This window comes from Roseateles aquatilis (assembly GCF_002205645.1).
Taxonomy (GTDB): Bacteria; Pseudomonadota; Gammaproteobacteria; order Burkholderiales; family Burkholderiaceae_C; genus Roseateles; species Roseateles aquatilis.
This window is the reverse complement of record NZ_NIOF01000018.1, coordinates 85962-105549: the sequence shown is the minus strand read 5'-3', so window position 1 is coordinate 105549 and position 19588 is coordinate 85962. Positions and strand designations below refer to the sequence as shown.

Here is a 19588-nt window from a genome sequence, read left to right as displayed (position 1 = left end):
GGTTGCATGCACCGGACTCTAGAGACACGTGTTACGGCGCGCAGTGGTCGAAAGTCACTTTGGCCGCGGTGGACCGGCTCAGGCTAGGGATTGCCTCCACCCGCCCTCATCCCGAGGGGTCGCAAACGATGAATGGCCAGTGCGTCGCGGGCCGGAGGGAGCCGGGGGCCCCGACGATTTTGGGACTGATGAGGAGGGGCCCCCCGGCTCCCTCCGGCCCTGCTCGGTCTAACGGATGAGAACTCGCAGCCGAGACCTCACGCCACCATCCCCCGCAACGCATTGAACAGCTTGCGCGGCTGCAGCGGCTTGAACAGCACGGTATGGCCGCTCTCCGTCGCCCGGCGGAGTTCTTCCCGGCTGGTGTCGCCGGTCACGAGGATGGCCGGCACGTCCCGCGCGCACAGCCGGCGCACCGCCCGGATGGCGGCGATGCCGTCGGGCCCGTCCCCCAGGTGCAGGTCGGACAGGATCAGGTCGGGCGGCAGCGCCCGGTCGCGGACGACGTCCGCGGCGTCCTCGGCGGTAGCGGCGACGATCGCGTCGTAGCCCCATTCCTCCAGCAGCAGCTTGAGGCCTTCGCGGATCGGCTCCTCATCGTCGATGACCAGCACCGAGCGCGGCTCCATCACCGGCATCGGCACCGTGTCGGCGGCGGCGGTGAACTCGGGGATCTCCGGCAGCCCGCCCAGCGGGACGCAAAGCCGGAACATCGTGCCCTTGCCCGGCCGCGACGCCACCATCAGCCGGTAGCCCAGCAGGTTGGCCAGCCGCTTGACGATCGCCAGCCCCATGCCCAGGCCCTGCGTGCGGCTGCGCTCGCTCTGCCCGACCTGATAGAACTCCGCGAAGATGCGCGGCAGGTCGGACGAGCGGATGCCGATGCCGGTGTCCCAGACTTCGAGGTTGAGGTGGGTGGCCGTCGAGCGCGCCACGACCACCACCCCGCCCTGCTCGGTGTACTTGAGCGCGTTCTGGATCAGGTTGCCCAGGATGCGCTCCAGCAGTTGCGGATCGCTGGTGACGGACTTGCCGCCCGGCGAGAACCGCAGCCCCAGCCCCGACGCCTCCGCGTGGCCGGCGTAATGCATGTGCAGGCGGCGGAACAGGTCCCGCAGCGGGAAGCTCTGCAGATTCGGCTCGACGGTGCCCGCGTCCAGGCGCGAGATGTCCAGCATCGCGTTGAACGAGCGCTCCAGCCCCTCGATGGACCGCATCACGTTGCGCACCAGCGGTTCCTCGGGGCTGCCCTGCAGGCGCCGTTCCAGGCTGGCCGCGAACAGCCCCAGCGCATGCACCGGCTGGCGCAAATCGTGGCTGGCGATGGCCAGGAAGCGGCTCTTCTCCTGATCGGCGCGGATCGCGCCGTCGCGCTCCTGCTCCAGCGTGCTGACGCGCAAGTCCTGCTCCATCAGCAGGCGCTTGGCGCGCTGCCAGCGGTGATGCTCCAGCAGCGCCAGGCCGCCGATCACCGTCGCGGCCGTGAACCAGATCGGCCCCGCGCCGGGCCGCGCCGCCGGATCCATCAGCCGGGCGACGCCCTCCGACGCCGGCAGCAGCGCGATCAACGCCGCGCCGCGCCCCATCGGCGCCAGCAGCACGCCCAGCACCGCGGCGGTCGCCGCCAGCAGCGGGCCGGTCAGCGGGCCACGCGAGCCGGGGGATTCCGCCAGCCAGGGATGCAGGCTCAGCAACAGCAGGCAGCCGCAGGCCTGCAGGATCATCAACCGGCGGCCCTCGCGATTGCCCAGCGGCGCCGGCGTCCCGGTCAGCTGTCGTTGCAACGACAGGTGCTGTGACAAGGCGCGGGCGGTGAACACGCAGCCCAGCGCCAGGGCCACCACCCCGACGACCCAGGCCACCAGGCCCGGCGTCGGCGTGCCGCGCACCAGCGCCGACACCAGCGGCACCGCCACCGCGGCCAACAGCCAGGGCCAATGCGCCCAGGCCTCGTCGAAGCCGGCGTCCTCCAGCCGGCGCGCGATCGCGCGGCGCTCGCGGCGTCGGCCTTCCTGAACGGCTTCATCGGTCTCGCCGCCGGTGCCGGCGACGGCCACGAACAGGCTGGCGGTGCGGGAGGCGCCGGAGCGCCTCGGACGCTTGACCGGCTTCGCGGCCGCATCCTCCGCGTCGGTGGGCGCGGCGGCCGGCGTCGATGCAGATGCCGGTGCGGCGGTCGATGCCGAGGTGGCGGTTGGGGCCGACGTGGCGACGGGATCCGCCGCGGCGGACGCCGAGCCGGCCGGCATCGCCAACGCGGCAAGACCCGCGGGCGCCTCGTCGGCGCCCAGCGGGTCGGTCAGGATCTCGGTGGGCGGGAACAGCGTCTCCGACGGGCGCTCGTCCACGCCCGGCGGGCGCATCGCCATCCGCTCAGCGGAACAGGCTGATCATGTGCGACCGCGACTTCACGTCCAGCGCCAGCAGCAGCGACGACACGTAGTTCTTCACCGTGCCCAGCGACAACTGGGTGGAATTGCTGATCTCCTGGTTGCTGCAGCCGGACAGCACCAGCTCCAGGATCTCCAGGTGGCGCGGGCCCAGCTCGGCCACGCGGTCGTACATGGCGGAAGACGGGAACCGCGGGAACAAGGTGCCCGACGGCGACGACCGGTGCCGGGGACCGTCCGCGAGCAGCGCGCGCAAGGTGCTGCGCATCTCCGCCATCAAGGCCCCCTTGGGCAGGTAACCGACCGCGCCCAGCGCCCTCGCCTGCCGCACGACGAACTCGTCCTGCGTGCCGCTGAAGACCACCACGCGGGCGTCCGGGTGGGCCTCCATGAACTGGCGCAGGCCTTGCAGGCCCTTGCAGTCGCCCAGGTTCAGGTCGAGCAGCACGGCGTCCACCGCGTCCTGCGTCCCGTACGCCTGCAAGCCCTCCTGCAGCGAGGACGCCTCGATCCATTCGATGTCGATCTCATCCAGCGTCTGGTACAGCGTGCGGATGCCCGCGCGCACCAGTTCGTGGTCGTCGACCAGCAGCACCCGGCGTTTCACCGCCGGCATCGCATAGCCGCTATTTCCTGCCGCCTCGAAGACTCGGGCAACGGACACTGCTTCCATAGGGCCTCCCTGATTTCGACTGACCGTTGTCTCCGGCTCGGCCGTCGCGAACCCTTTGATGCTCGCCGGAGAAGGGTCGCATGATAGGCCGTTGGTCACTTGCGTCGCCCCCTATTAAGGGGGAACCCGGAGGGGTGCCCCGGAAACACTTGTGACCACATGTAGTCTGGCCAGACAAGCCAAGCTTGTCACGGCAATGCCATTTTTTTCGGGCTTGATGTCGCCCCTCCCGCCCCCTGAAACCCTGCGCGGGTTGGGGTCGTTGGTCAGCCGGCCGGCGGGGGATCGGTCCGCAGCGGCAGCACGACGTCGACCTGCAGGCCCAGGCCGCCCGGCCCGGCGCCCAGCGTGATCGACGCGCCCAGCAGATCGGCATAGCGGCGCACGATCGCCAGGCCCAGCCCGCTGCCCTGGCCGATCTCGCGGGCCAGCCGGCCTCGGGTCCAGCGCTGCGCGACGCGGTGCATCTCCTCCGGGGCCAGGCCCGGCCCTTGATCCCAGACGCTCAGCACCACGCTTTCGGGGCCGCGCCGCACCGCGACGAAGATCAGGTGCGCGCCTTCCGCCGGCCGGCCGTAGCGGATCGCGTTGTCCAGCAGATTGGTCAGGATGCCCTCGACCAGACCGCGGTCCGACGGCAGCGTGACCGGCTCGTCCAGCCCCAGCGCGTCCAGGTGCACGCCGGCCTGGTCCAGGCGCGGCAGCCAGTCGATCAGCAGCTCGCGCACGCAGACGTCCAGCGCCAGCGGGCGCAGCGTCAGGGCGGCCTCGCTCTCCTCGGCCATGGCCAGCGCCAGCAGCTGATCGACCATGTGCGTGGCGCGCGACTCGCAGGCCAGCACCGCCTCCAGTTGCGCGCGCCAGCGCTGCGGGTCCGTCTGGGCCAGTCCGTAGGCGGCGGCGGCGCGCACGCCGGCCAACGGCGTGCGCAGCTCATGCGCGACGGTGCCGGCGAACTCCCGCTGCGCCGCGGCGCCGTCGTCGATGCGCGTCAGCAGGCCGTCGATCGCGCCGCCCAGCTCCGCCACCTCGCGCGTCTGCGCCGGCGAGCGCAGCGACGCCGGCAGCGGCTCGCGCCGCCCCGGCCCACGGCGCTCCAGCCAGTCGCGCAGGCGCGTCACCGGTGCCAGGTCCGCGGAGATGACGCGCCGCAGCCACCACAGCATCAGCCCGATCAGCAGCGCCTGCGGCAGCAGCGACACCCACACCAGGTGGTGCAGCAGCGCGGCGCGGCTGTGCGTGGTCTGCCCCACCACGATCAGCGCGCCGTCCAGCGCGTCGCGGCGCAGGCTCACCAGCCGCAGCTCGCGGCCCAGGAAGTGCCCGTCGCTGAAGGCGACCGGCAGGTCCGGCGCGTCGGGCGCGCTGAGCTCCGGTTGACCCGCGACCAGCCGGCCGTCGGCGGCGCGGATGGAGAAGAACATCTGCTCGCTCTGGTCGTACAGGATCGTGCGCAGGTCGCCGTGGCTGATGGCCAGCTCCAGCCGCCCGTCGCGCGGGATCAGGTGGGCGCTGAGCACCAGCGCGTCGTCCAGCATCGAGCGGTCGTAGGCGCGCTGCGTCGCCTGGTGCGCGGCGGCCAGCGTGATCGCGCTGCCGATCGCCCAGATCACCAGCAAGGGCGGAATCAGGTGCCGGGACAACCGCGCGCGCAGCGATCCCGCGTGGTCCGGCCTCATGCGCCGTCGGCCTCGATCAGGTAGCCGAGCCCGCGCAGCGTGCGGATGCCCGCGCCGCTGCCGCTCAGCTTGCGCCGCAGCCGGGAAATGAAGGCCTCCAGCGCGTTCATGCCCAGCGCGTCGTCCAGCCCGGACAACTTGTCGGACAACTGCTGCTTGCTGACCACGCGGCCGGGCGGGGTCAGCAGCTCCCACAGCACGTCGAACTCCCGCGCCGGCAGCTCCAGCGCCTGCTCCCCGATCGTCAGGCGGCGCGCGCGCCGGTCCAGGCGCAGGCGGCCGACGAGGACATCGTCGCTCAGGTCCAGCCGGCGCCGCATCAACGCACGCAGGCGGGCCTCGACCTCCGCCAGGTCGAAGGGCTTGCCCAGGTAATCGTCGGCGCCCGCGTCCAGCCCGGCGATGCGCTCGTCGGTGCGGTTGCGCGCCGTCAGCACCAGCACCGGGGTGCGGTCGCCGCGGGCGCGGGCGTCGCGCAGCAGGCGCAGGCCGTCGCCGTCGGGCAGGCCCAGGTCCAGCAGGACGGCGTCGAACGGCTGGATGCGCCACAGGTAGCCGCCATCGGCGGCGGTGGCCGCGGCGTCGCAGTGATGTCCGGATTCGGTCAGGCTTCGCTGCACGATGAGCCGCAGCGTGGGATCGTCTTCGATGGCAAGAATGCGCATGGGCGCGAAGTTACCCGATCAACGCCGCCCCGCCTATGCAAGACCTGGCCCCGCGGTCCGGTGTCGCCCCCAGGTCAGGCTCCGGTCAGGCGGCTCTTGGGATAACCCCTCCCCATGTCGAGGACGCCCCGCACCACCCATCGCGCCACCCCACGCGCCACTTGTCGCACCACCCATCGCGCCGCGCCGACGGCCCGCCGAGCCGCAGCAGCCGCCGCCTCCGGCCTCGCGGCCTCCACCATCGCCATCGTCGCGCTCGCGGCCTGGGTACCCGCCTGGGCGGGGGCGCCGTCCGCGGGTTCCGCATCGACGGCCGCCGCAGCATCCACCCCCGCGCCTCTGCCCGCTCCAGCGCCGATGGCCGCTCCGGCGCCCCTTGCCGCGGCTCCCGTGGGAGCCATGCCCCCTGCCGCGGCAAGCTCGATGACGGCGGCCCCCATCACGCTGGCGGCCGTGCTGGAAGCCGCCGCCTCCAACGCCGATGCCCGCATCGCGCGACTCGGGGTCGACGCGGCGCGCGCCGATGTGGTGGCGGCCGACCACGCGCCGTTGCCGGTCCTGACCGCCAAGGCCAGCTCGATGGACCTGCAGCACGGCGTGGGCGGGGGCAACTGGCTGACGGAGAAACGCGTCGACAAGTCCCTCGGCGTCGACTGGACCTGGGAGCGCGGCGGCAAGCGCGCGCTGCGCACCGCCGCGGCCGAGGCCGCCGCCGGCGCCGCGCGGCAGGACTGGCGCGCGGTGCGCCGCGACCAGCAGATCCTGGCGGCGACCGCCTTCCACGACCTGCGCCTGGCGCAGTCGCGCGTGGAGGACCTGCGCGAGCTGGCGGCCGGCGCCGAGGCGCTCGCCACGCTGATGCGCCGGCGCGTGCAGGCCGGCGACGCCGCGCCGCAGGACCTGTCCCGCGCCGAGATCGAGGCGCGCAAGGCCGCCAACGACGTCGCCGCCGCGCGGACGGATCGCGAGAACGCCGCGCTGGCGCTGGGCCGCCTGATCGGTCGACCGGAGATGCGCCTGACCGCCGCGGCGCCGGACGATGCGGGCGGTGAGGCCACGGCCGTCTCCGCCATCCCGGCCGACGCCGGCGACGACACCCCCACCGATCCCGACGGCCTGCGCGCCGCCATCGACGCCAGTCCCGACGTCGCCGCGGCGGACGCCCGCCAGGGCGCGGCGCTGGCCGCCTACGACCTGGCCCGCGCGGGGAAACACGCCGACGTGACCTGGGGCGTGTCGCTCGACCATTACCCCGGCACCTCCACCCGCCTGCTGGAACTGCGCCTGCAGATGCCTCTGCAATTCGGCTACCAACAGCAAGGCGAGATCGGCCGCGCCCAGTCGCAGCTGGACCAGGCGCGCGAGCAGGCCCAGCAAGCGCGCGCCGACGCCGAAACCGCGCTGCGCCAGCGCTGGCTGGCGCTGTCGTCCAGCCGTGCGCTGCTGCGCTCGCATGAAGCGGACCTGCTGCCGCGTGCCCGCGCCCTGCTCGCGCAGGCGGAGCTGGCCTACCGCAAGGGCGCCAGCACCCTCACCGACCTGATCGAGGCGCGCCGCACCCTGCGCGCGTCGCTGATGGACGCGCTCGCCGCGCGCCATGACCACGATGTCGCCCTCGCGCAGTGGCGGCTGTTGACCCAACCCTGAGCGCCATGACCCTTCGCCACCCATTCCCCTCCCGTCGCGGCGCCGTGCTGGCCGGCGCGCTGGCGGCGTTGACCGCCCTCGCCCTGTCAGGCTGCGACCGCAACGAGGCCGCGCCCGCTCCCGAGGCCGCCCCGACCGTCGAAGGCGGGACGCTGCGGTATCCCGCCGGCCACGCGCAGCTGCGATTGCTGCGGGTGGCGCCGGCCCGCGCCGACCAGGCCGGCGAGCTGGTGCTGCCGGCCCACGTGGTCTGGGACGAGTCCCGCACCCAGCGGGTCTTCGCGCCGCTGGCCGGCCGCGTCGAGCAGTTGTGCGCCGATGTCGGCCAGCCGGTGCGCCGCGGCGCGCTGCTGGCGCGGCTGATGTCGGCGGACCTCGGGCAGGCGCAGGCCGACGCCGCCCGCGCGCTGGCCGATCAACGACAGGCGGCACAGCAGCTCGCGCGCCAGCGGGAGTTGAGCGAGGCCGGCATCGTCGCCCGCCGCGACCTCGAACAGGCCGAGGCCGACAGCGCCCGCGCCGATGCCGAGGCCGCCCGCGCCCGCAACCGCCTGAACCTGTACGGGGCCGGCGACGGCATCGACCAGCGGCTCGGGCTGCGGGCCGGCATCGCCGGCGTCGTCGTGGAACGCAACCTCAACCCCGGCGCGGAACTGCGCCCCGATCAGGCCGGTCCCGGCGTGCCGCCGCTGTTCGTCATCAGCGATCCGTCGCGGCTGTGGGTGGTGATCGACGCGCGCGAGGACGACCTCGCCGCCCTGCGCCCCGGCACCCGCTTCACGCTGGACGTGCCGGCCTGGCCAAAGCGCTCGTTCGCGGCGGTGGTGACGGCCACCTCCGACGCGATCGACCCGGCCACCCGCACCATCAAGGTCCGGGCCGAGGTCGACAACGGCGAGCGCCTGCTGAAGGCCGAGATGCTGGGCAACGCGCGCCTACCGCGCGTCGACGGCGCCGCCGTGATCGTGCCGGCCTCGGCGCTGATGCTGGAGGGCGACCGCCACTGGGTCTTCGTGCAGACCAAGCCCGGCGTCTTCGAGCCGCGCGCGGTGCAGGTCGCGCGCATCGGCGCGGGCCAGGCGGCCGTCGCCAGTGGACTGCGCGCCGGCGAGAACGTCGTCACCGACAACGCACTGCTGCTGGCGCGCCAGTTCCACCTCGGCGAGGCCGTGTCGACCCGCGGCGTCGCCGGGACGTCGCCGGTCCCTGACACGCCCGCCGCGACGGCCCCCTCGGCCGGACCCGCGACATCGTCCCCGCCTCGTCCCGCGCGCGCGGACGCCGGGACGGCGGCAGGCGCCGCCAACGCAGCCAACGCAGCCGACGCCACGATCGCCGTCAAGAAGGCCCGCGGATGAAGCGCCTCATCGCCTTCTCCCTCAACCAGCCGGTGCTGGTGCTGCTGGCCGTGCTGCTGTTCGTCGGCGCCGGCCTGATCGCCTTCCAGAACCTGCCGGTCGAGGCCTTCCCCGACGTCACCGACACGCAGGTGACCGTGATCGCGCTGCACCCCGGCCACGCCGCCGAGGAGGTCGAGAAGCAGGTCACGCTGCCCATCGAGCTGGCGCTGTCGGGCCTGCCGCATTCGATCCGGGTGTTCTCGCACACGCAGTTCGGGTTGTCCTACACCGTCGTGACCTATGACGACGCCGCGGCCGTGCCGCAGGTGCGGCAGGAGATCAACGAACGGCTGCGCGGCATCGACCTGCCGCCGGGCGTCACCGCCGACATCGCGCCCAACGCCACGCCGGTCGGCGAGATCCTGCGCTACCGCCTGCGCGGCGAGGGCAAGACCACCACCGAGCTACGCACCATCGAGGACTGGACCATCGAGCGCGCGTTGCGGCAGGTGCCGGGCGTGGCCGACGTCGTCGCGATGGGCGGCTTCATCAAGCAGTACGAGGTGCAACCCGACCTCGACAAGCTGCGCGCGATGGGCCTGAGCTTCCAGAACCTGCTGGACGCGCTGGGTCGCGGCAACGCCAATGCCGGCGGCTCCTACGTCGCGCAGGGCGCGCAGCAGTACGCGATCCGCGGGCTGGGGCTGCTGCGCTCGCCCGACGACATCGGCGCCATCGTCGTCGGCGCGCACAACGGCAGCTCGGTGCTGATCCGCGACGTGGCGCGGGTGGTGGTGGGCGCGGTGCCGCGGCTGGGCGTGGTCGGCCAGGATGGGGACGACGACGCCGTCACCGGCATCGTCGTGATGCGCAAGGGCGAGAACGCGGCGCAGGTGCTGCGCGGCGTCAAGGCGCGCATCGCCGAGCTCAACGCGCGCGGCCTGCCCGCGGGCGTGCGCATCGACCCCTTCTACGACCGCACCTGGCTGATGGGCAAGACGCTGTCCACGGTGTTCCGCAACCTGGTGGAAGGCGCGCTGCTGGTGTCGCTGGTGCTGTACTTGTTCCTGAGCAACCTGCGCGCCAGCCTGGCGGTGGTGGCGGTGATCCCGCTGGCGCTGCTGGCGACCTTCCTGGGCTTGAAGGTGATGGGCGTGCCGGCCAACCTGCTGTCGCTGGGCGCGATGGACTTCGGCATCGTCGTGGACGGCGCGGTGATCGTGGTGGAAAACATCCTGCACCGCCTCGCCGGCCAGGGCGAGAACCTCGACGCCCGCACCCGGCTGCGGCTGGTGGCCGACGCCGCCGACGAGGTCGGCCGGCCGACGCTGTTCTCGATGCTGATCATCATCGCCGCGCACGTGCCCATCTTCGCGCTGCAGCGGCATGAGGGGCGGATCTTCCAGCCGATGGCGCTGTCGGTCAGCATGGCGCTGATAGGCGCGCTGGTGTGCTCGTTGACGGTGGTGCCGGTGCTGGCCCACCGCCTGCTGCGTCGACGCCTGCCGCACGGGGACAACCGCGTCGTCGCCGCCGCCAAGCGGCTCTACCGTCCCGCGCTGGAATGGGCGATCGGGCGGCGACGCCTGCTGATGGTGCTGGCCGCGCTGGCCTTCGCCGGCACCGCGGTGCTGGCGACGCGGCTGGGCTCGGAGTTCCTGCCCGAGCTCGACGAAGGCACCTACTGGGTCAACTGGAACATGCCGTCCAGCCTGTCCCAGGCCGAGGCCGTCCGCGTGCTGCGGCTGGCGCGCGAGCGCCTGCGGCAGGTGCCGGAGGTGCGCACGGTGGTGTCCAAGGCGGGCCAGCCGGAGGACGGCACCGACCCGAAGACGCTCAGCATGGCCGAGGTCTTCGTCGACGTGAAGCCCGAGGAGGAATGGCGTCCCGGCCTGACCCGGGAGCGGCTGATCGCCGACATGACGGCGGCGCTGTCCGATCTGCCGGGCATCGAGCCCGAGTTCTCGCAGCCGATCCGGGACAACGTGCTGGAGTCGATCTCGCAGATCAAGGGCCAGATCGTGGTGAAGGTTTCCGGCGAGGACCTGGCCGAGTTGCGCCGCATCGCCGTCGACATGCAGCGCGAGATCCGCCAGGTGCCCGGCGTGCAGCTGGCCGAGATCGACCGCATGGGCGAGCTGCCACAGGTCACCATCGACATCGATCGCGACCGGGCCGCGCGGCTGGGCCTGAACGTCGCCGACGTGCAGGACGTGATCGAGGCCGCGCTGGCCGGCCGCGCCGCGACCTACCTGTGGGAAGGCGAGCGCAAGTTCGCGGTGACCGTGCGCCTGCCCGAATCGCGCCGCGCGCTGGGCGAGCTGGCGCGCACGCCGATCTTCGCGCCCGGCGGCACGGTGCCGCTGGACGCGGTGGCGACCATCCGCGAGACCAGCGGCGTCATGAACATCGCCCGCGAGGACGGGCGCCGCACGATGGCGATCGGGGTCTTCATCAAGGACCGGGACATGGGCTCGGTGGTGGCGGACATGAAGGCGCGGCTGGCGGCGCACGTGCGCGTCGGCGAGGGCTACGAGGTCGCCTGGTCCGGTGAATTCGAGAACCAGGAGCGCGCCATGCGGCGCCTGGCCATCGTGGTGCCGATCTCGCTGCTGCTGATCTTCGTGCTGCTGTTCAACGCGTTCAACTCGTTCCGCCTGGCCGCGCTGATCCTGCTCAACGTGCCGCTGGCGCTGATCGGCGGCATCGTGGCGCTGTGGCTGTGCGGCATTCCGCTGTCGGTGTCGGCGGCGATCGGCTTCATCGCGCTGTCGGGCCAGGCGGTGCTCAACGGCGTGGTGATGCTGTCGGTCTTCGAGCAGTTGCGGCGGCGCGGCCTGGACGCCTGGGCCGCGGTGCGCGAGGGCGCGATGCAGCGCCTGCGCACCGTGCTGATGACGGCGCTGCTGGCGGCGCTGGGGCTGCTGCCGATGGCGCTCTCGCACGACATCGGCGCGGAGACGCAGCGGCCGCTGGCGGTGGTGGTCATCGGCGGTCTGGTCAGCGCGACCTTGCTGACGCTGCTGGTGCTGCCGGCCCTGTACCTGGCCTGGTTCGCGCCCACGGCCGTCGCGGGTGGCGCGCCCGCGCCGTCTCCCGGTTCTTCTTCTGGCGCGCTCTCCGGCGCGGAGGCTGGCGATGATTGACGATCAACAGGCGACGACCCGCCTGGTGCGGGTGATGGCCGGCCTCAGCCTCGCGGCGGCGAGCGTGCTGGCCGCGGTGCTGCTGCAGGGCTGCGCGTCGGCGCGCGGACGGGACGATCCGGCGCATCCTTACGGCGACGGCTGGCGCACCGGCTGGGTGATGGAGGTCCGGACGGGCGGCGAGTTCACGGAGCCGGTGAGCGCCGATTGCCGCGCGGCCGACCCCGACGCGGCGCGGCACCGCTATGCGCTGATGCGCTACAGCCGGGCGCGCCATTGGCGGCATGTGATCGTGGCGATCGATGACGCCGAGGACGTGGCGGTCGGGGCGCGGTACTGGTTCCGGCCGTCGAGTTGCGACGGATTGGCGGCGCCGCAGCGGCAGGAATAGGCGGTGGTGCGTCGGATCCGTCGCCCCACCCCCATGACTGAAGCCACACGCGCGCAGGCCCGCGCGCCCTTACGCTCGCTCCTCGCATTCACTTCGAAGCAGGACCCAGGAGACCCCATGTTCGATCACGTCAAATTCGGCGTCAGCGACTTCGCGGCGAGCAAGACGTTTTATGCCAAGGCGCTGGCGCCGCTCGGCGTGACGATCATCTCGGAAGGCGTGCCGAGCTACGGCGTGGAGCTCGCAGCGACGGGGTCGACCTCGCTGTGCCTGTTCCAGACCGACGAGAAGCCGGCGCACCTGCACCTGGCGTTCTCGGCCGAGACGCGCGAGCAGGTCGATGCCTTCCATCGCGCGGCCCTGGAAGCGGGCGCCAAGGACAACGGCGCGCCAGGGCTGCGCCCGAACTATCACCCGACCTACTACGCCGCCTTCGTCATCGGCCCGGACGGGCACAACCTCGAAGCGGTCTGCCACGCGCCGTAGACGCGGCCGGCGTCGCTCCCCCGCGCTCGATGGCGATCACATCTTCTCCCCCGGCATCGCGCTCGCCGCCTTCACCCAGGCGACGAGCCGGGCCTCGTCCAGCGGCTCTTTCTCGCCGACATGCAGGTAGCGCGCATGCGCCGTCTTCGAATCGACCGGCGGCATCGGGTCCAGCGACTTGCCCTTGAAGAACGCGAGCTTCACGTACTTCGTCATCACGTGAATGCCGACGAACCAGGTCGTGCCATCCATGCCGTAGAGCGGCGAGTTCCACTTCACAGCCTTGCGCACGCCCGGCACGGCCTCGACGATCAACGCGTCGAGGCGCCGCACGACGTCCCGCTTCCAGTCCGGCAAGGCGGCGATGTAGGCCTGCACCGGGGCGTCGCCCTCGCCCTTCGGAATCTGCGGATTGCCGCCCGCGAGCAGCTTCGGGGCATCGGTCTTCGCCGACGGCTTGCCCTCGGGTTTGCTCTCCGCCTTGCTCTCTGATGTCTTGCGAACCATCGTTGTCTCCTCTGGTCCGGCGAAGGCGCCGACCGTGGGCCGAGAGCGTACGGGACGGATCGCGGCGGCGCGCCACCGCATTCCCTGAAGTCGGGTTCGCGTCGTCCTCAGGGCAGCGCGCTCGTGCCCTGCATGGCGCGCACGCGGGCCGGGTCGCTCATTCGACCTTGGGGGTCAGGCCATTCAGGATGGCCAGCCCCACCTCGACGCGCGCCGGGATCGGATAGCTCCGATTCGCCAGCATCACGATGCCGATCTGCTTGCTCGGGACGAAGGCCACGTAGGCGCCGAAACCGCCCGTCGATCCGGTCTTGTTGAAGAGCCTCGCTCCGCCCCACTCTCCGGCGGCCAGTTGATGCACCGGCTGGGACTCGAAGATGATCTCCGGCGAGTTGCCGCCCAGCAGCCATTCGCGCGAGACCGGATAGGCGTACTGCTCCCATCCCAGCCCTTGCACCATCGGCCCGACGCGGAAGTGACCGACCTGCGTCGCCTCGACCGCTCGCCGCATCGGGGCGTCGAGGGCGCTCGGGTCGATGTTGGCCTGCACAAAGCTCAGCAGGTCGGCGGCGGTCGTCTTGACGCCGTAGGTCTCCAGGTCCAGCGGACCAGGGTTCACGCGGACCGCCTTGTCCTGGCGGTAACCCCAGGCGTAGTCGGCCATCGCCCGCCGAGGCACCTGAAGGTGGCTGTGCCTCATGCCGAAGGCGGGGAAGACCGTCGTCTCCATGGCCTTCGCGAAGCCGTCCTTCAGCGCGATCCCCGCGACGCGCCCGAACAGGCCCAGGCTCGGGTTGGAGTACTGGCGGCGCGTGCCCGGCGCGGCCCGCGGCTGCCAGTCGCGGAAGTAGGCCATCGCGGCCGCGTCGCCCTCGACCGGGTCGGGGAACTGCAGCGGCAGCCCGCCCGCCGTGTAGGTGCCCAGGTGCAGCAGCGTGGCCTGGTCGATCGGCCGGCCCTTCAGCTCGGGCAGGTACTGGCCGGGATGATCGTCCAGGGACAGCTGGCCCGTCGCCTGCGCGTAGGCCGCGAGCGTCGCGGTCAGCGTCTTCGAGACCGAGCCGATCTCGAAGAGCGTGGTCTCGGTGACGGGCGCGCGGCTTTCCTTCGAGGCGACGCCGTAGGTGAAGACGTATCGACGGCCGTCGACCGTCACGGCGACCGCCATGCCGGGAATGTCGTGGCTCGCCATGAGGGGCCGGACGGCGGCGTCGACGACGGCGCGGACACGCGCGTCGTCGGCGGCGGCATGGGCCGCGAGCGGACAGGCGGCGGCCAGAACGAGGCAACCGGCCGCGCGGGCCAGGGACGGGAGGGCGGCGATCGATGAAGGCATTCTCTGAAGCTGTGGGGGTGGCTGAGCGCCAGGAGTGTCCTCCCCGCCATCGCCTCGCGACGTCCGGCACGCCGTTACGCGCGTTACCGGCGCAAGCGCAGGGCGGAAGGCCGGGCCGACGGCCTCGGCGCGAGCGCACGCAAGGCGCCCAGCCGCGCATCGAGGAGCGATCGGATACGAGACACTCGCCGATTCGATCTCACCTCGACTTCCTCCTCGACCGCGCCATCCCCAGCCGCCGCCCCATGGACCACCTCTTCATCATCGTGCTGGGCGCCGTCTGCGCCGGCTTCGTCCAGGGCCTGTCGGGTTTCGGCTTCGGCCTCACCGCGATGTCGTTCTGGGCCTGGACGCTGGACCCCAAGCTCGCCGCGGCGCTGTCGGTCTTCGGCTCGCTCACGGGCCAGATCATCGCCGCCGTGACGGTGCGGCGCGGCTTCGACTGGCGCCGGCTCGCGCCGTTCGTGCTGGGCGGTCTGGCCGGCATTCCGGTCGGCGTGGCGCTGCTGCCCGCGCTGGACATCCAGGTCTTCAAGGCGATCCTCGGCGGGTTGCTGGTGGTGTGGTGCCCGGCCATGCTGCTGGCGACACGGCTGCCCCAGGTGCGCTTCGGCGGCCGGCTGGCCGACGCGGTCGTGGGCGGCATCGGCGGCGTGATGGGCGGCCTGGGCGGCTTCACCGGCACGGTGCCGACGGTCTGGTGCACGCTGCGCGGCCTGCCCAAGGACGAGCAGCGCGCCATCATCCAGAACTTCAACCTGGCGGCGCTGGCCGTCACCATGGGCATCTACGCCACCAGCGGCCTGGTCACCCGCGACATGCTGCCCCTGTTCGCCATCGTCGCGCCCGCGATGCTGGTGCCGGTGCTGCTGGGCGGGCGCATGTACGTGGGCATCTCGGACGCGCGTTTCCGGCAGATCGTGCTGGCGTTGCTGACGGCCTCCGGCGTGGCCTTGCTCGCGTCGGCGGTGCCGGCGCTGCTGAACCGATGAAATCGGCGTGAAGTCGCCGCAAGGTCGGCGCCTTGGCCAGGGAATGATCGTCGCTCCCCCTGGAACCGCCGAGTCCGCCCGGCGCGAGCGCCGCCCCCGTGCATGGATGCGCGCAGGGACTCGCGGGCCGCCGCGCCCGCGGAGCGGCGGCGTCTCCGGAAACAGACAGGCGCGCCATTCGCCCGCCGCGGTCCTACACTCGACGCGATCCGTGAGTTCCAGGGAGCACAACAATGACTGCGGAGACCCAGCCTCCCGTCGTCCTGTTCGTGGACGACGAGCCCTCGATCCTGAGCTCGCTCAGACGCCTGGTCCGGCCTCAGGGCTACCGCGTGCTGATCGCGCCGGGCGGCGCCCCCGCGTTGGAGATCCTGAGCCAGGAACCCGTCGACGTGGTGGTCTCGGACATGCGCATGCCGGAGATGGACGGCGCCGCATTCCTGGAGCAGGTGCGCGAGCGATGGCCGCTGGTGGGGCGCATCCTGCTGACCGGTTACGCGGACGTGCAGGCCACCGTGGCCGCCGTCAACCGCGGCCAGATCCAGCGCCACATCGCCAAGCCCTGGGACGACCGCGAGCTGTTGATGGCCATCGACGACGCGCTGTCCAGGCGACGGCTAGAGGTCGAGAACCGCGCGCTGCTGCAGCTGACGAAGTCCCAGAACGCCGAGCTGCAAACGCTCAACAACGAGCTGTCCCAGCGCGTGCGCGCCCGCACGAAAGAGCTGGAGCAGGTCAACGGCATGCTGGAGAAGTCCTTCGATCAGCTCAAGGACAACTTCCTGCTGTCCATCCAGGTGTTCTCGGGCCTGCTGGAGCTGCGCGAGGGCGGATTGGCCGGGTACTCCCGGCAGGTGGCCGACCTGGCGCGCCGCACCGCGCGGCGCATGAACCTGGGGCCGCGACTGGAGGAAGACCTCCACATCGCCGGCCTGCTGCACGAGATCGGCAAGATCAGTTTCCCCGACACGCTGCTGCGCAAGCCGGTCTCGCTGATGAACGCCGAGGAGCTGGCCCACTACCGCCGCCACACGCTCGACGGCGAGGCCGCGCTGCTGCCCCTGGGCCAGTTGCAGCAGGTCGCGCGGCTGGTCCGGATGCAGCATGAGCGCATCGACGGCAAGGGGTTTCCGGACGGTCTGATCGGCGACGCCATCCCGCTGGGCGCGCAGATCCTGAGCGCCGTCAGCGACTTCCACGCGGCGCAGACGGGCCGGATGGCGGAGCAGCGCTTCACGCCCGCCCAGGCGCTGTCGCTGGTGCGCGGCGGCGCGCGCACGCGCTACGAGCCGGAGGTGGTGGAGGCGCTCGAACTGGCGCTGACCGACGAGCCGCTGGACGTACCGACCGACCGCGCGATCAGCCCGCAGGACGTCGTGCCCGGCATGGTGCTGGCGCGCGACCTGCTCACGCCCAAGGGCACCCTGCTGCTCGCCGCCGGCCACGTCTTCGACGCGCGGCTGGTCCGGCAGATCCGGGAGTTCGCCGGCCGGGAAGGCGTCCGGCTTTCGCTCTACATCCGGCGGACCGAGGATGGCGCGCCGTCGTCCGCCCCCCTCTCCCCGCCCGCGTCCTCGGCCGCATCGCCGCAGGCCACCGCCGCGCCGCCGCGGCCGGCCCCGCAAGGAGCCTCCCATGGCTGAGCGCATCCTCATCGTGGACGACGAGCCCGGCATCCTCCACGCGCTGCATCGGCTGCTGCGCCACGGGCTGACCGCGGCGGACGGCAGCCGCTACATCGTCGACGAATGCGCCGACGGCGCGCAGGCGCTGGAGCGGGCCCGCTCCCACGTCTACGCGCTGGCCATCTCCGACTACCGCATGCCGGTGATGAACGGCGTGGACTTCCTCACCGCGCTGCGCACCTTGCAGCCGGAGTGCGAGCGGATCGTGCTGTCCGGCTATACCGACCTGAACGCGCTGGTGCGCGCCGTCAACGACGCCGCCATCGCCCGCTTCATCGCCAAGCCGTGGGCCGACTACGAGCTGCTCAGCGCCGTGCGCCAGGTGCTGCACGTGCGCGAGCTGACGCTGGAGAACCGGCGGCTCGCCGATCAGGTACGTCGGCAACAAGGGCAGATCAGCGCCCAGGACGCGGAGCTGCGGCGCCTGGAACAGCTGGAGCCCGGCATCACGCAGGTGGCGTGGGCCGACGACGGGTCCTTCATCCTGGAAGACCCCGGCGACGTGAAGCTATGAACGACCGCGCACCGTCTGACCTCGACCCGACGCGTGGACTGGCCGTGCTCGCCGCCGCCTGGGAGGCGGTCACGGTGCCGGTGCTGGTCCACGGCGTCGATGCCGTGGTGCACGTCAACGCGGCGATGCAGCGCCTGCTGGGTTACGGCCCGGATGCGCTGGCCGCGATGCCCTTCGATGCCTGGGCCGCGCCGTCGCATCGCGACGCGTTGAAGACCTACGGGCTGCAGGCGATCAGCCAGGACGGCCTGCCCCCGGCGATCGAGATCGACGCGCTGACCGCCAGCGGCTCGGTGCGCTCGCTGGAGCTCACGGCCCGCCCGGTGACCGTCGACGGTCGGCGCCTGAACGTGCTGACGGTGCAGGACCTGAGCGACATGCGGCACGTGCAGACCAGCCTGCTCGACGTCGGCCGCGTGCTGCACCAGATCATCGAGAACAACCCGGTCGCCAGCCTCGTGCTCGACGCCGAGCACCGCGTGACGCACTGGAACGCGGCCTGCGCGCAGCTGACGGGCCACGACAGCTTCGACATGCTGGGCCGGCGCGACGCCTGGCGAGGCTTCTACCCCGAGGAGCGGCCGCTGCTGGCCGACCTCATCATCGACGGCACCATCGAGGCCCAGTGCGACGCGCTGTACGGCGGCCGCTGCCGCCGCTCCGAGACCATCGACGACGCGTACGAGGCCGAGTCCTTCTTCCCCGCCATGGACGACGGACGCTGGCTGTTCTTCACCGCCGCGCCGCTGCGGGACGCGCAGGGCGCGGTGGTGGGCGCGATCGAGACGCTGCAGGACGTGACCCATCGGCGCCGCGCCGAAGAAGAGGTCCGCCGTCACCGCGCCGAGCTGGAGGACCTGGTCAACGAACGCACCGCGGAACTGCTGCTGACCCACCACGAGCTGGAGGCCTTCCTGGAGAACGCCTCGGTCGGCATCATCTCGACCCAGAACCAGCGCACCACGCGCGGCAATCGCAAGTTCGCCGACATGTTCGAGCTGGGCGACCTCTCCGCGAGCGGCCTGTCCACGCGGCGTTTCTTCGCCAGCGACGAGGACTACGAGGCGCTGGGCGCGGTGGCCTTTCCGGTGCTGTCCCGCGGCGAATCGCTGTTGCACGAGATGGAGATGGTCACCGCGCAGGGCCGGCGGCTGTGGGTGCAGGTCATCGCCTACGTGGCCAATCCGCTCGACCCGTCCTCGCAGACCTGGTGGCTGCTGCAGGACCGCACCGAGGTGCGCCGCGTGCAGACCGAGATCGAGGACAACTACCAGCGCCTGAAGCAGACCAACGCCCGGCTGGAGGAAGCGCAGAACCAGCTGCTGCAGTCCGAGAAGATGGCCTCGATCGGGCAACTGGCGGCGGGCGTGGCGCACGAGATCAACAACCCGGTCGGCTTCGTCAGCTCCAACATGGGCACGCTGCGGAGCTACGTCGAGCCGCTGTTCGGGCTGCTCGACGTGCTGGCCGCGCAGCCGGCCGGCGCGTTGCCGGAGACGGTCGCGGCCGCCCTGCGCGACCTGGACCGGCGCATCGATCTGTCCTTCGTCAAGGAGGACCTGCCGCAGTTGCTCGACGAGAGCGAGGACGGCCTGGTCCGGGTCAAGAAGATCGTGCAGGACCTGAAGGATTTCTCGCGCGTGGACCACGCCGAGTGGCAGGACGCGGACCTGAACGCCGGCCTGGAATCGACGCTCAACGTGGTCATGAACGAGGTCAAGTACAAGGCCGAGGTGCGCAAGGATTTCGGCGTGCTGCCGCCGGTGCGTTGCATCGCCGCGCAACTGAACCAGGTCTTCATGAACCTGATCGTCAACGCCGCGCATGCGATCCCGGAGCGTGGCGAGATCCGCCTGCGCACGCGCGCCGAGGACGACTGGGTCTGCGTCGAGGTCGAGGACACCGGCGTGGGCATGCCGGAGGACGTCCGGCGGCGCATCTTCGAGCCCTTCTTCACCACCAAGCCGGTGGGCCAGGGCACGGGCCTGGGGCTGTCGCTGTCCTACTCCATCGTGCAGAAGCACGCGGGCCGCATCGAGGTCGACAGCGTGCCGGGACAGGGCACGACGTTCCGGGTGCGGGTGCCGGTACGGCCGCCGGAACCGGTGGCCTGACGCGCGGGATCGTCGCGCGCGAA

15 protein-coding genes are annotated in these 19588 nt (G+C 72.0%); 9 read left to right on the top strand and 6 right to left on the bottom strand.

Annotated elements, in window-relative coordinates; genetic code table 11:
- Positions 1–257 precede the first annotated feature (257 nt).
- The 4 genes from CDN99_RS25045 to CDN99_RS25030 form a co-directional block, all read right to left on the bottom strand.
- The gene (locus CDN99_RS25045; RefSeq protein WP_088387945.1) at positions 258–2369 is read right to left on the bottom strand and encodes an ATP-binding response regulator; all 2112 of its coding nucleotides are present in this window, start codon (positions 2367–2369) and stop codon (positions 258–260) included.
- A gap of 4 nt (positions 2370–2373) precedes the next feature.
- Entirely contained in the window at positions 2374–3063 is a 690-nt protein-coding gene (locus tag CDN99_RS25040; RefSeq protein WP_202820320.1) for a response regulator transcription factor, read from the bottom strand.
- Between the two features lie 266 nt (positions 3064–3329).
- Positions 3330–4742 carry a sensor histidine kinase gene (locus CDN99_RS25035; RefSeq protein WP_088387942.1) on the bottom strand — a complete coding sequence of 471 codons (1413 nt, stop codon included), beginning with the start codon at positions 4740–4742 and terminating at the stop codon, positions 3330–3332.
- The gene (locus tag CDN99_RS25030; protein ID WP_088387940.1) at positions 4739–5407 is read right to left on the bottom strand and encodes a response regulator transcription factor; all 669 of its coding nucleotides are present in this window, start codon (positions 5405–5407) and stop codon (positions 4739–4741) included. The genes CDN99_RS25035 and CDN99_RS25030 overlap by 4 nt, the downstream gene beginning before the upstream one ends.
- A 423-nt stretch (positions 5408–5830) precedes the next feature.
- Between CDN99_RS25030 and CDN99_RS25020 the strand changes: the two genes are divergently transcribed.
- The 5 genes from CDN99_RS25020 to CDN99_RS25000 all read left to right on the top strand — a co-directional run bounded on the left by CDN99_RS25020 (position 5831) and on the right by CDN99_RS25000 (position 12417).
- Positions 5831–7054, top strand: a complete 1224-nt coding sequence (locus CDN99_RS25020) for a TolC family protein (RefSeq protein ID WP_158218956.1) — start codon at positions 5831–5833, stop codon at positions 7052–7054.
- A gap of 5 nt (positions 7055–7059) precedes the next feature.
- Positions 7060–8412 (top strand): efflux RND transporter periplasmic adaptor subunit, encoded by a 1353-nt coding sequence (locus CDN99_RS25015; RefSeq protein WP_088387934.1) that lies wholly within the window; start codon positions 7060–7062, stop codon positions 8410–8412.
- Positions 8409–11540 (top strand): efflux RND transporter permease subunit, encoded by a 3132-nt coding sequence (locus tag CDN99_RS25010; protein WP_088387932.1) that lies wholly within the window; start codon positions 8409–8411, stop codon positions 11538–11540. The genes CDN99_RS25015 and CDN99_RS25010 overlap by 4 nt, the downstream gene beginning before the upstream one ends.
- Positions 11533–11931 (top strand): hypothetical protein, encoded by a 399-nt coding sequence (locus tag CDN99_RS25005; RefSeq protein ID WP_088387930.1) that lies wholly within the window; start codon positions 11533–11535, stop codon positions 11929–11931. Before CDN99_RS25010 ends, CDN99_RS25005 begins: the two co-directional genes overlap by 8 nt.
- A gap of 117 nt (positions 11932–12048) precedes the next feature.
- Entirely contained in the window at positions 12049–12417 is a 369-nt protein-coding gene (locus CDN99_RS25000; protein ID WP_088387928.1) for a VOC family protein, read from the top strand.
- Positions 12418–12453: 36 nt separating this feature from the next.
- Here the strand turns inward: CDN99_RS25000 and CDN99_RS24995 are convergent, their stop codons facing one another.
- Both CDN99_RS24995 and ampC read right to left on the bottom strand, forming a co-directional pair.
- Positions 12454–12924 carry a DUF1801 domain-containing protein gene (locus CDN99_RS24995; protein WP_088387926.1) on the bottom strand — a complete coding sequence of 157 codons (471 nt, stop codon included), beginning with the start codon at positions 12922–12924 and terminating at the stop codon, positions 12454–12456.
- 157 nt (positions 12925–13081) lie between these two features.
- Complete coding sequence (gene ampC, locus CDN99_RS24990; RefSeq protein WP_088387924.1) at positions 13082–14260, bottom strand: class C beta-lactamase; 1179 nt, start codon at positions 14258–14260, stop codon at positions 13082–13084.
- A gap of 245 nt (positions 14261–14505) precedes the next feature.
- On the opposite strand from ampC, the gene CDN99_RS24985 reads away from it, so the two are divergent.
- From CDN99_RS24985 to CDN99_RS24970, 4 genes are all read left to right on the top strand, one after another.
- Positions 14506–15252 carry a sulfite exporter TauE/SafE family protein gene (locus tag CDN99_RS24985; RefSeq protein WP_088387922.1) on the top strand — a complete coding sequence of 249 codons (747 nt, stop codon included), beginning with the start codon at positions 14506–14508 and terminating at the stop codon, positions 15250–15252.
- Between the two features lie 233 nt (positions 15253–15485).
- Positions 15486–16895 (top strand): response regulator c-di-GMP phosphodiesterase, NosR family, encoded by a 1410-nt coding sequence (nosR, locus tag CDN99_RS24980; protein WP_088387920.1) that lies wholly within the window; start codon positions 15486–15488, stop codon positions 16893–16895.
- Positions 16888–17451, top strand: coding sequence for a response regulator (locus CDN99_RS24975; protein WP_088387918.1), 564 nt, complete (start codon positions 16888–16890; stop codon positions 17449–17451). Before nosR ends, CDN99_RS24975 begins: the two co-directional genes overlap by 8 nt.
- Positions 17448–19565: an ATP-binding protein gene (locus CDN99_RS24970; protein ID WP_088387916.1), complete on the top strand. Its 2118-nt coding sequence runs from the start codon at positions 17448–17450 to the stop codon at positions 19563–19565. The genes CDN99_RS24975 and CDN99_RS24970 overlap by 4 nt, the downstream gene beginning before the upstream one ends.
- The last annotated feature ends 23 nt before the right edge of the window (positions 19566–19588 follow it).

What these genes read in the sequence shown, in the direction of transcription:
- CDN99_RS25045 (WP_088387945.1), bottom strand. Translation starts at nt 2,369, where the DNA reads ATGGCGATGCGCCCGCCGGGCGTGGACGAGCGCCCGTCGGAGACGCTG.
- CDN99_RS25040 (WP_202820320.1), bottom strand. Translation starts at nt 3,063, where the DNA reads ATGGAAGCAGTGTCCGTTGCCCGAGTCTTCGAGGCGGCAGGAAATAGC.
- CDN99_RS25035 (WP_088387942.1), bottom strand. Translation starts at nt 4,742, where the DNA reads ATGAGGCCGGACCACGCGGGATCGCTGCGCGCGCGGTTGTCCCGGCAC.
- CDN99_RS25030 (WP_088387940.1), bottom strand. Translation starts at nt 5,407, where the DNA reads ATGCGCATTCTTGCCATCGAAGACGATCCCACGCTGCGGCTCATCGTG.
- CDN99_RS25020 (WP_158218956.1), top strand. Translation starts at nt 5,831, where the DNA reads ATGACGGCGGCCCCCATCACGCTGGCGGCCGTGCTGGAAGCCGCCGCC.
- CDN99_RS25015 (WP_088387934.1), top strand. Translation starts at nt 7,060, where the DNA reads ATGACCCTTCGCCACCCATTCCCCTCCCGTCGCGGCGCCGTGCTGGCC.
- CDN99_RS25010 (WP_088387932.1), top strand. Translation starts at nt 8,409, where the DNA reads ATGAAGCGCCTCATCGCCTTCTCCCTCAACCAGCCGGTGCTGGTGCTG.
- CDN99_RS25005 (WP_088387930.1), top strand. Translation starts at nt 11,533, where the DNA reads ATGATTGACGATCAACAGGCGACGACCCGCCTGGTGCGGGTGATGGCC.
- CDN99_RS25000 (WP_088387928.1), top strand. Translation starts at nt 12,049, where the DNA reads ATGTTCGATCACGTCAAATTCGGCGTCAGCGACTTCGCGGCGAGCAAG.
- CDN99_RS24995 (WP_088387926.1), bottom strand. Translation starts at nt 12,924, where the DNA reads ATGGTTCGCAAGACATCAGAGAGCAAGGCGGAGAGCAAACCCGAGGGC.
- ampC (WP_088387924.1), bottom strand. Translation starts at nt 14,260, where the DNA reads ATGCCTTCATCGATCGCCGCCCTCCCGTCCCTGGCCCGCGCGGCCGGT.
- CDN99_RS24985 (WP_088387922.1), top strand. Translation starts at nt 14,506, where the DNA reads ATGGACCACCTCTTCATCATCGTGCTGGGCGCCGTCTGCGCCGGCTTC.
- nosR (WP_088387920.1), top strand. Translation starts at nt 15,486, where the DNA reads ATGACTGCGGAGACCCAGCCTCCCGTCGTCCTGTTCGTGGACGACGAG.
- CDN99_RS24975 (WP_088387918.1), top strand. Translation starts at nt 16,888, where the DNA reads ATGGCTGAGCGCATCCTCATCGTGGACGACGAGCCCGGCATCCTCCAC.
- CDN99_RS24970 (WP_088387916.1), top strand. Translation starts at nt 17,448, where the DNA reads ATGAACGACCGCGCACCGTCTGACCTCGACCCGACGCGTGGACTGGCC.